Annotated in this window: 7 protein-coding genes and 1 pseudogene; 6 read left to right on the top strand and 2 right to left on the bottom strand. The window is 72.9% G+C overall.

Translation table 11 applies throughout. The annotated features are described in order from the left end of the window. Positions 1 to 143: 143 nt before the first annotated feature. A complete protein-coding gene (locus HII36_RS50150) occupies positions 144 to 695 on the bottom strand; it encodes a TetR/AcrR family transcriptional regulator (protein ID WP_173530482.1) in 552 nt (183 codons plus the stop codon). A 114-nt stretch (positions 696 to 809) separates the two neighbouring features. On the opposite strand from HII36_RS50150, the gene HII36_RS50145 reads away from it, so the two are divergent. From HII36_RS50145 to HII36_RS59015, 6 genes are all read left to right on the top strand, one after another. Then, on the top strand, positions 810 to 2,378 hold the full coding sequence (locus HII36_RS50145) for a carboxyl transferase domain-containing protein (RefSeq protein ID WP_173530481.1): 1,569 nt from the start codon (positions 810 to 812) through the stop codon (positions 2,376 to 2,378). Positions 2,379 to 2,380: 2 nt separating this feature from the next. Continuing rightward, entirely contained in the window at positions 2,381 to 4,333 is a 1,953-nt protein-coding gene (locus tag HII36_RS50140) for an acetyl/propionyl/methylcrotonyl-CoA carboxylase subunit alpha (protein ID WP_173530480.1), read from the top strand. Then, complete coding sequence (locus tag HII36_RS50135) at positions 4,333 to 5,238, top strand: hydroxymethylglutaryl-CoA lyase (protein ID WP_173530479.1); 906 nt, start codon at positions 4,333 to 4,335, stop codon at positions 5,236 to 5,238. The genes HII36_RS50140 and HII36_RS50135 overlap by 1 nt, the downstream gene beginning before the upstream one ends. 5 nt (positions 5,239 to 5,243) lie before the next feature. Beyond that, a complete protein-coding gene (locus HII36_RS50130; protein WP_173530478.1) occupies positions 5,244 to 6,380 on the top strand; it encodes an acyl-CoA dehydrogenase family protein in 1,137 nt (378 codons plus the stop codon). 38 nt (positions 6,381 to 6,418) lie between these two features. After that, positions 6,419 to 6,853: a GNAT family N-acetyltransferase gene (locus HII36_RS50125; protein WP_173530477.1), complete on the top strand. Its 435-nt coding sequence runs from the start codon at positions 6,419 to 6,421 to the stop codon at positions 6,851 to 6,853. Between the two features lie 68 nt (positions 6,854 to 6,921). Further along, the gene (locus HII36_RS59015) at positions 6,922 to 9,891 is read left to right on the top strand and encodes a helix-turn-helix transcriptional regulator (RefSeq protein WP_173530476.1); all 2,970 of its coding nucleotides are present in this window, start codon (positions 6,922 to 6,924) and stop codon (positions 9,889 to 9,891) included. 31 nt (positions 9,892 to 9,922) lie between these two features. On the opposite strand, the pseudogene HII36_RS50115 reads toward HII36_RS59015, so the two are convergent. Continuing rightward, positions 9,923 to 10,421: pseudogene (locus HII36_RS50115) on the bottom strand (hypothetical protein); the annotation flags it as partial.

The following is a 10,421-nucleotide window of genomic DNA, read 5'->3' as shown; positions in this document are numbered from 1 at the left end:
GTGGGAAGGCGTGCGGCGGCGGGGCCGCGGGCTCCTCCCAGAAGTCGGATTCGTGCATGAGATCACTCCAACTATCGAGATACGGTGACGATATATCTAGATAGTTGAGACGACAAGGCCCGAGGTGAAGCGTCGCCGGTACGTTAATGAGTGTTAACGGCCGCGCCGATCGCGGCGTGGGCCATCGCCCGCAGCAGCGGCCGCATCGACGGCGCGGGCAGCTCGCCCGCGCTGTGCGGCGTGGAGTTGAGCAGGCCGAACACGGCGTGAGTCGCGGCGCGCAGCCGGGCCGGCGGGCACGCCGGGTGCAGTTCGGCCAGCACGGTCACCCACTCCTCGACGTACAGCCGCTGCAGCCGCCTGATCTGCCGCCGCGCGGGCTCGGGCACGTTGCCCAGTTCCCTGTCGTGCACGGTGATCAGCGCCGGCTGCTCGATGGCGAACGTGATCTGCACGTTGAGCAGCGCGTCGAGCGTTTCGTCAGGCCCGGACGAGGAGGTGACGACCGCGGCGGCCGACTCGCGCAGCCGCGAGCTGACGTCGAGCAGCATCTCGGCGAGCAGGGCGTCCTTGCCGCTGAAATGCCGGTACAGCGCGGGGCCTGAAACGCCCACCGCGCCGCCGATGTCCTCGATGGAGACGCCGTGGAAGCCGCGCGCGGCGAACAGCCTGGCCGCCGCCGCGAGTATTTCCATGCGGCGGTGGCCGCGATTGCGGGTAGGAGGTGCCGGGACCGTCGTCACGTCTCACATGCTAGACGGTTACGTTAATGATGACTAACATCTCGGCCATACAGGGAGAGGGGACTCATGAGCGACTGGCCGGTGCTGAAGTCGGCCGCCGACCCCGGGGGCGAGGCGTACAAGCAGAACGCGGAGCTCAACGAGCGGCTGGCGAACGAGCTGCTCGACCGCCTCGCCACGGCCGCGCTTGGCGGTCCCGAGCGGTCGCGGCAGCGTCACGTCGAACGCGGCAAGCTGCTGCCGCGCGACCGGGTCGACGGCCTGCTCGACCCGGGCTCCCGTTTCCTGGAGCTGTCGCCGCTGGCCGCCCACGGCCTCTACGACGACCAGGCCCCGGCCGCCGGGATCATCACCGGCGTCGGACGGGTCTCCGGGCGCGAGTGCGTGATCGTGGCCAACGACGCCACCGTCAAGGGCGGCACGTACTACCCGATCACCGTCAAGAAGCACCTGCGCGCGCAGGAGGTGGCCCTGCACAACCGGCTGCCCTGCGTGTACCTGGTCGACTCGGGCGGGGCGTTCCTGCCCAGGCAGGACGAGGTCTTCCCGGACCGCGAGCACTTCGGCCGCATCTTCTACAACCAGGCCACCATGTCGGCGCGCGGCATCCCGCAGATCGCCGCCGTGCTCGGCTCGTGCACGGCCGGCGGCGCGTACGTGCCGGCCATGAGCGACGAGGCGGTGATCGTCCGCGGCCAGGGCACGATCTTCCTGGGCGGCCCGCCGCTGGTGAAGGCGGCCACCGGCGAGGAGGTCACGGCCGAGGAACTGGGCGGCGGCGACCTGCACGCGCGGGTCAGCGGCGTCACCGACCACCTGGCCGAGGACGACGCGCACGCGCTGGCCATCGTCAGGGACATCGTCTCCACGCTCGCACCCAGGGCGCCCAGGCCGTGGGAGACCGTCACGCCCGACGAGCCCAGGCTCGACCCGCGCGACCTGTACGGCGTCATCCCCGCCGACACCCGCCGCCCGTACGACGTGCGCGAGGTGATCGGCCGCATCGTCGACGGCTCCCGCTTCCTGGAGTTCAAGGCCGAGTACGGCAGCACGCTCGTCACCGGCTTCGCCCACATCCACGGCCACCCGGTCGGCATCGTGGCCAACAACGGCATCCTGTTCAGCGAGTCGGCGATGAAGGGCGCGCACTTCATCGAGCTGTGCGACCAGCGCGCGATCCCGCTGGTCTTCCTGCAGAACATCAGCGGGTTCATGGTGGGCAAGGCGTACGAGGCGGGCGGCATCGCCAAGCACGGCGCCAAGATGGTCACGGCCGTCTCCTGCGCCCGGGTGCCGAAGTTCACCGTGGTGATCGGCGGCTCGTTCGGGGCGGGGAACTACGCCATGGCGGGACGGGCGTACTCGCCCAGGTTCCTGTGGATGTGGCCGAACGCCCGCATCTCGGTCATGGGCGGCGAGCAGGCGGCGAACGTGCTCACCACGGTGGGCAACGCCGATCCCGACGCCATCAGGGCGCAGTACGAGCACCAGGGCAATCCGTACTACTCCACGGCCAGGCTCTGGGACGACGGGGTGATCGACCCGCTCGACACCCGCACCGTCCTGGGCCTGGCGCTCTCCGCCGCGGCCAACGCGCCGCTCGAACCCGTCGGCTACGGCGTCTTCAGGATGTGACCATGTTCGACAGAGTCCTCATCGCCAACCGGGGTGAGATCGCCGTCCGGATCATCAGGACGCTGCGGGCGCTGGGTGTCACGTCGGTGGCCGTGTACACGGACGCGGACGCGGAGGCCAGGCACGTCCGCGAAGCCGACATAGCCCTCCAGGTCACGAAATATCTGGATATTGAGGCGATCGTGGCGGCGGCCCGCGACACCGGGGCCCAGGCCGTCCACCCCGGATACGGGTTCCTCGCCGAGAACGCCGCGTTCGCGCGGCGCTGCGCCGAGGCCGGGCTGGTGTTCGTCGGCCCGCCGCCGCAGGCCATCGACGCGATGGGCGACAAGATCCGCGCCAAGGCCACCGTCTCGGCCGCCGGCGTGCCCGTGGTGCCCGGCGGCGCCGAGCCCGACGACGCGCTGGAGACCTGGAACGACTTCCCCGCGCTGATCAAGCCGTCGGCGGGCGGCGGCGGCAAGGGCATGGTGCTGGTCCGCTCGGCCGCCGAGCTGGGCGAGGCGCTGCAGTCCGCGCGGCGCACCGCGCTGGCCGCCTTCGGCGACGCCACGCTGCTCATCGAGCGCTACGTGGAGAACCCCCGGCACATCGAGATCCAGGTGCTCGCCGACACCCACGGCAACGTCGTGCACCTCGGCGAGCGCGAGTGCAGCCTGCAGCGCAGGCACCAGAAGATCATCGAAGAGGCGCCGTCGCCCTTCGTGCCCGCCGAGATGCGCGCGCGCATGGGCGCGGCGGCGGTCGAGGCCGCGCGCGCCGTCGGCTACGTCGGCGCGGGCACGGTCGAGTTCATCGTCGACGGCACCACCGGCGACCACCACTTCATGGAGATGAACACCCGGCTGCAGGTCGAGCACCCGGTCACCGAGCTCGTCACCGGGTTCGACCTGGTCGAGCTGCAACTGCGGGTGGCGGCGGGCGAGCGGCTGCCGGTCGGCCAGGAGGAGATCAGGCTCAGCGGCCACGCCGTCGAGGCCCGCGTCTACGCCGAGGACCCGGCACGCGGCTTCCTGCCCAGCGGCGGGCGCGTGCACGTGCTGCGCGAGCCCGAGACCGGCCGGCGCGGCGGCGTGCTCGTCCGGGTGGACTCCGGGCTGGCCGAGGGCGGCGTCGTGGGCAGCGCGTTCGACCCGATGCTGGCGAAGGTCGTCGTCTGGGGCCCCGACAGGGAGTCCGCGCTGCGCGGCCTGGACCGGGCGCTGGCCGGCACCGCCGTGCTCGGGGTCGTCACGAACGTCCCGTTCCTGCGGGCGCTGGCCGCGCACCCGGCGGTGCGGGCCGGCGAGCTGGACACCGGGCTGGTCGAGCGCGTCCTGCCCGACCTGCTCCCGGCCGCCGAGTCGCCCGCCGAGGTGATCGCGGCAGCCGCGCTCGTCTTCCACACCCTGCCGCAGGGCGGCGACCCGTGGCAGGTCACCGACGGCTGGCGGGTCGGCGCGCCGGCCTGGACGACCTGGCGCCTGGAGTCCAGGGACGGCGTGCACGCCGTCCAGGTGCGCGGGCTGCCCGCGCGCGCCGCCGAGGTCATGGTCGGCGAGACGCCGGTTCCGGCCAGGCTGCGCGCCGACGGCGCCGAGCTGACCGTCACGCTCGGCGGACGCACCGGGCACTACCTGCACGCCAGACAGGGCGACACGCTCTGGCTGGGCCGCGACGGCCAGGCCTGGACGTTCACCAGGCACCTGATCGGCGACCCCGGAGACCGGCCGGGCGCCGGGACGGCCGGCGACGGCGTGGTGCGCAGCCCCATGCCCGGCACCGTCCTGGTGGTGAAGGCCCAGGTCGGCGACCGGGTCAGCGAGGGGCAGCCGCTGCTCATCGTGGAGGCCATGAAGATGGAGCACACCGTCACCGCCCCCAGGGACGGCCTGATCGGCGAACTGCCCGTACAGGCCGGCCAGCCGGTCGACATGGACGCGGTCCTGGCCGTGGTGACGAGCGAGGAGGCGTGATGCCGTACCCGATGGAAGGGCTGCCGCGGCAGGTCACGATCTACGAGGTCGGCCCGCGCGACGGGCTGCAGAACGAGTCGGCGATCGTGCCCGTCGAGGTGAAGGCCGAGTTCATCGACCGGCTCGCCGACGCGGGGCACCGGGTGATCGAGGCCACCAGCTTCGTGCACCCCAAGTGGGTGCCGCAGCTCGCCGACGCCGAGGACCTGCTCACCCGGCTGAACCGGCGGCCCGGCGTGCGCTACCCAGTGCTGGTGCCGAACGAGCGCGGCCTGGACCGGGCGCTCGAACGCGGCGTCACCGAGATCGCGGTCTTCGCCAGCGCCACCGAGACCTTCGCCGCCAAGAACCTCAACCGGACGCTGGAGTCCCAGTTCGTCATGTTCGAGCCGGTCGTGGCCCGGGCGCTGGAGCACGGGGTCAAGGTCAGGGCGTACGTGTCGATGTGCTTCGGCGACCCGTGGGAGGGGCCGACGCCCGTCTCGCAGGTGGTGGCGGTCGGCGAGCGGCTGCTCGGGCTGGGCTGTCACGAGCTGTCGCTGGGCGACACGATCGGCGTCGGCACGCCCGGCCACGTCACCGCGCTGATCGAGGCGTTCGGCTCGCCCGCGCGGCTGGCCGTGCACTTCCACGACACCTACGGCCAGGCGCTGGGCAACACGCTGGCCGCGCTGAAGGCCGGCGTGACCACGGTCGACGCCTCCACCGGCGGCATCGGCGGCTGCCCCTACGCCGAGTCGGCCACCGGCAACCTGGCCACGGAAGACCTGGTCTGGATGTTGCACGGGCTCGGCATCGAGACCGGGCTCGACCTGGACAAGCTCGTATCCACCAGCACCTGGCTGGCGGGGGCGCTGGGCCGGCCCAGCCCGTCCCGCGTCGTCCAGGCCCTCGCGAAAGGCTGACAGCCATGCTCAACGACGAGTACGAAGAGCTGCGCAAGACCGTCGAATCGTTCTCACGCGACGTGGTCGCGCCGGTCATCGGCGACTTCTACGAGCGCGAGGAGTTCCCCTACGACATCGTGCGGCAGATGGGCGCGATGGGGCTGTTCGGCCTGCCGATCCCCGAGGAGTACGGCGGCATGGGCGGCGACTACTTCGCCCTCTGCGTGACGCTGGAGGAACTGGCCCGCGTCGACTCCAGCGTGTCGATCACGCTGGAGGCGGCCGTGTCGCTGGGCGCGATGCCGATCTACCGCTTCGGCACCGAGGAGCAGCGCCGCGCGTGGCTGCCCAAGCTGACCTCGGGCGAGATGCTCGGCGCGTTCGGCCTGACCGAGCCGGGCGGCGGCTCCGACGTGCCGGGCGGCATGCGCACCACGGCCGTGCTCGACGGCGGCGAATGGGTGATCAACGGGACGAAGGCGTTCATCACGAACTCCGGCACCGACATCACCGGCGTCGTCGGCGTGGCCGCGCTCACCGGCGAGCGGGAGATCTCCACGATCCTCGTCCCGGCGGGCACGCCCGGCTTCACCGTCTCCAAGAAGTACTCCAAGGTCGGCTGGAACGCCTCCGACACCCGCGAACTGTCCTTCGCCGACTGCCGCGTGCCCGCGGGCAACCTGCTCGGCGAGCGCGGCCGCGGCTACGCCCAGTTCCTGCAGACCCTGGACGAGGGCCGCATCGCCATCGCCGCGCTCAGCGTCGGCCTGGCCCAGGGCTGCGTGGACGAATGCCTCAAGTACGTCAGGGAGCGCCGCGCCTTCGGCCACCCGATCGGCCACTACCAGGCCATCCAGTTCAAGATCGCGGACATGGAGGCCAGGTCGCACACCGCCAGGCTGGCCTACTACCACGCGGCCGAGAAGATGCTGGCCGGCGTGCCGTTCAAGAAGGAGGCGGCCATCGCCAAGCTGGTGGCCTCGAACGCGGCCATGGACAACTCCCGCGACGCCACCCAGATCTTCGGCGGCTACGGCTTCATGAACGAGTTCCCCGTCGGCCGCTTCTACCGCGACGCCAAGATCCTGGAGATCGGCGAGGGCACCAGCGAGGTGCAGCGCATGCTCATCGCCCGGCAGCTCGGATTGGGCGATCTGTGATTGCCCGGGACGTACGTGACGATCTAGGGTCATCTGTCATGACAGCAGATGATCTTCTGATCAGGAGGGCCGACAAGGCGGACGCGGACGAGGTGTTCGCGCTGGCCCGCGAGTTCGGCCTGACGTTCAGACCCGAGCGCGAGGCGTTCGACCTGGCGCTGCCGCAGTTGCTGCGGAACGAGGACGCGTTGCTGCTGGCGGCCGTGGTGGGCGGGCGCGTGACCGGGTACCTGCTGGGGTTCGTCCATATGACGCTGTTCGCGAACGGCCCGGTGGCCTGGGTCGAGGAGGCGATGGTCCAGACGGGCTCGCGCCGGCAGGGCATCGGCCGGGCGCTGCTGGAGGAGTTCGAGACGTGGGCGCGCTCGCGCGAGGCCGGGTACGTGGCGATGGCCACCCGGCGGGCGCCCGAGTTCTACCACGCCCTTGGTTACGAGGCTTCCGCCACCTTCTTCCGCAAAGTGCTTCGCTGACGTCTTTGCGGGTTTTGTGTAGGACCTGACCTGTAGTTCTGTCGGGTCCGGATGGCATCCTTGGACGCGTGAGCATCCATACGGTCAGTCCCCGGTTCATCGGGCGCGCCCGCGAGCTGGGCGCGCTCGGCGAGGCGCTGTCCAGCGTGCGTTCCGGGGCCTCGTCCACCGTGCTCGTCGGCGGCGAGGCCGGGGTCGGCAAGACCCGGCTGATCAACGAGTTCATCGGCCGGGCCGACGACGCGCTGGTGCTCGTCGGCGGCTGCTTGGAGCTGGGCACGGAGGGCCTGCCGTTCGCGCCGTTCACCGCCGTGCTGCGCGGGCTGGTGCGCGAGCTGGGCCGCGACGGCGTGGCCGCGCTGGTGCCCGGCGGCACCACGCGGGCGCTGGCCCGGCTGCTGCCCGAGTTCGGCGAGCCCGACAACGACGGGCCAGAGGCCAGGGCGCGGCTGTTCGAGCAGGTGCTCGGGGTGCTCGAACGGCTGGCCGACGACCGCCCGGTGCTGCTGGTCGTGGAAGACGCGCACTGGGCCGACCGCTCCACCCGCGACCTGCTGTCGTTTCTGGTGCGTTACCAGCGCACGGCCGCGCGGCTGCTGATCGTGGTCACGTACCGCACCGACGAGCTGCACCGCACCCACCCGCTGCGGCCGCTGCTGGCCGAGCTGGGCCGCATCGAGTGGGTGAGCAGGGTCGAGCTCGGCCGGCTCACCCGCAGGCAGGTGGTGGCGCAGGCGGCCAGCATCCTGCGGCGCCAGCCGTCCCCGGCGGCGATGGACCTGATCTACTCACGCAGCGAGGGCAACCCGCTGTTCGTCGAGGCGCTGCTCAGCGAGGCCGGCGGCGGCGAGGCCCTGCCCGAGTCCCTGCGCGACCTGCTGCTGGCCAGCGTCGAGCGGCTGCCGGAAGAGACCCAGGAGCTGCTGCGGGTGGCCAGCGCGGGCGGCCAGCGCATCGAGCACACCCTGCTCAGCGCCGTCGCCGGGCTCGACGACACCGCGATGTCACGCGCGCTGCGCCCCGCCGTGGCCGGCAACGTGCTGGTGGTCGACGGCGAGGGCTACGCCTTCAGGCACGCGCTCATCCGCGAGGCGCTGCACGAAGACCTGCTGCCCGGCGAGCACACCCGCCTGCACACCCGCTACGCCCAGGCGCTGGAGGCCGACCCGTCGATCGTGCCCGCGCCGCGCAACGCCATCGAGGTCGCGCACCACTGGCACGCCGCGCACGACTCCATCTGGGCGCTGGTCAGCGCCTGGCGCGCGGCCGCCGCCGCGGGCAAGGCCACCGCCTACGACGAGCGGCTGCGCATGCTCTCCCGGGTCCTGGAGCTGTGGGACCAGGTGCCCGACGCGCGCGAGCGCATCGAATGCGACCACGTCACCGTGCTCGTCCAGACCGCCATGGCCGCCCACCTGGCCGGGGAGTACGAACGCGGCATCGCGCTGGCCGGCGCGGCGCTGGCCGAGATCGACCCCGATCGCGACCCGGCCACCGCCGCGTACGTGCTGCACCAGCGCGGGCTGATGCGCTTCCAGTTCGGCCGTCCCGGCTTTCTCGACGACCTGCACCAGGCCGCCGCCCTGGTGCCGGCCGACCCGCCCAGCGCCCTGCGCGGCGAGGTGCTCGAACGGCTCTCGCGCATGCTGGAGCACTCCAGGAACCTGGCGGAGAAGATCTCGCTGGCCGAGCAGGCCGCGCAGATCGCGCAGGCGGTCGGCGACACCGCGATCCAGGTGCACGCCATGATCACGCTGATCTGGGCCCGCCACGGCTACTCCGAGATCGAGGCCCAGCTCGAAGCGTTCGCCGAGGCCAGGCGCATCGCCGCCGAGCACGGCGCGTTCGACGCGCTGCTGCGCTGCGCCGTCTCCGAGTCCGACGCGCTCGAAGGCGCGGGCTGGCACGAGCGGGCCGCCGAGGTGGCCCGCGAAGGCGTGGCCGACGCCGCGCACTACGGGCTGGCCCGCACCTCGGGCACGTTCCTGTCGATCAACCTGGCCGAGCCGCTGGTGTCGCTCGGCCGCTGGGACGACGCGACCGAGGCCATCGAGCGGGCCGTCGACCTGGTGCCGCCCGCCCCCTACCTGGCCAGCCTGCAGGGCCTGGCCACCGACATCGCGCTGGCCAGAGGGCAGCTCGACCGGGCCGAGGAGCAGCTGGCGTCCTCGCGCAGCGTGCTGGCCAGAGGCGCGCACCGCGACCAGACGGTGCTGCCGCACCTGCGCCGCGAGGTGGAGCTGCTGCGGGCCAGGGGCGAGGCCGGGCAGGCGGTGGAGGAGGCCGGCCGGGTTCTGCGCGAGCGCGACCTGCCGGCCAGCCCGCGTTACGCCTGGCCGATGCTGCTGACGTTCGCCAGGCTCTGCGAGCCGCCGTCCGCCGACGTGCCCGGCGGCCGGTCCGGGGCCGAGGGGCCGGGCGGCCGGGGCGGCGTGCCCGGGTCGGACGAGCTGTGGGAGCGGCTGCGCGCGCTGGCCGACCGGCTGGGGGTCGACGGCGACCTGCAGCGGGCCTACCGGCTCACGTTCACCGCGCTGGCCGGGCCGCGATCACCGGGGGAGGGGGCTGAGCCCGGGGAGTCCGTGTCGCCCGCCAAGGCCTGGGACGCGGCCGTGCAGGCGTGGGCGGCGCTGCGCCAGCCGTACGCCGAGGCGGAGTGCCTGGTCGGCGCGGCGCGGGTGGCGCTGGCCCAGGGCGAGCGGCAGGAGGCCGCCGGGCGGCTGGCGCGGGCGCGCGAGCTGGCCGACGGGCTGGGCGCGGCGCCGCTGCTGGCGCAGATCGACGTGCTGGGCCGCCGGGCCGGCGTCGGCGAGCCCGCCGCTCCCGCCGCCGACGGCGCGCCGCTCGGGCTGACCGCGCGTGAGCTGGAGGTGCTGCGCGAGGTGACGAACGGGCACAGCAACCGGGAGATCGCGGCGGAGCTGTTCATCTCGGTGAAGACGGTCAGCGTGCACGTGTCGAACATCCTGGGCAAGCTGGGCGTCTCGTCCCGGGGGGAGGCCGCGGCCACGGCCCACCGCCTCGGCCTGTTCCGCTGACCCCGGCGCCTGCGCTGAGGCCCGTGACGGGTCAGCCGGTGAGCTGGGCCTCCAGGCGGTAGCCGTCCACCGTGACGTAGACCTGGTCGCCCGGCCGGGCGTTCAGGCGCATCAGCACCGGCAGCAGCGAGTCGAAGACCGGCTGGTGCCCCTGCCAGACCAGGACGATCGCGTTGTCGCCTGGCCCGGTGACCGACAGCAGCGTGCCCGGGCGCATGCCGAGCTGGGCCGCGTACCCTTCGGGCACGGGCACCGGCCCGCCCCTGAGGTGCTCGGGCGTGACCTCGATGCGCTGCCAGCGGCGCGGGTCAGAGGACGGGCTGGGCAGCGGCGGCGGCGGGGTCGCCGGAGTGCCGGCCAGCGCGCCGGGGAGCATCGGCGAACGGCCGCCCGACAGCGCCGACAGAGTGGCCAGCGCCGCGGTGGGGTCGATCGAGCCGGCCGCCGCCGCGGGGATGGGCTGGCCGCCGCGATGGTGGTGACCGTTCGCGCCCGGGGTGCGGCGGGGCAGCGGCTGGGCCGGGGAGGGG

Origin of the sequence: Nonomuraea antri, from assembly GCF_013283785.1 — a bacterium.
GTDB classification, from domain to species: domain Bacteria; phylum Actinomycetota; class Actinomycetes; order Streptosporangiales; family Streptosporangiaceae; genus Nonomuraea; species Nonomuraea antri.
This window is presented reverse-complemented; position numbering and strand designations above follow the sequence as displayed.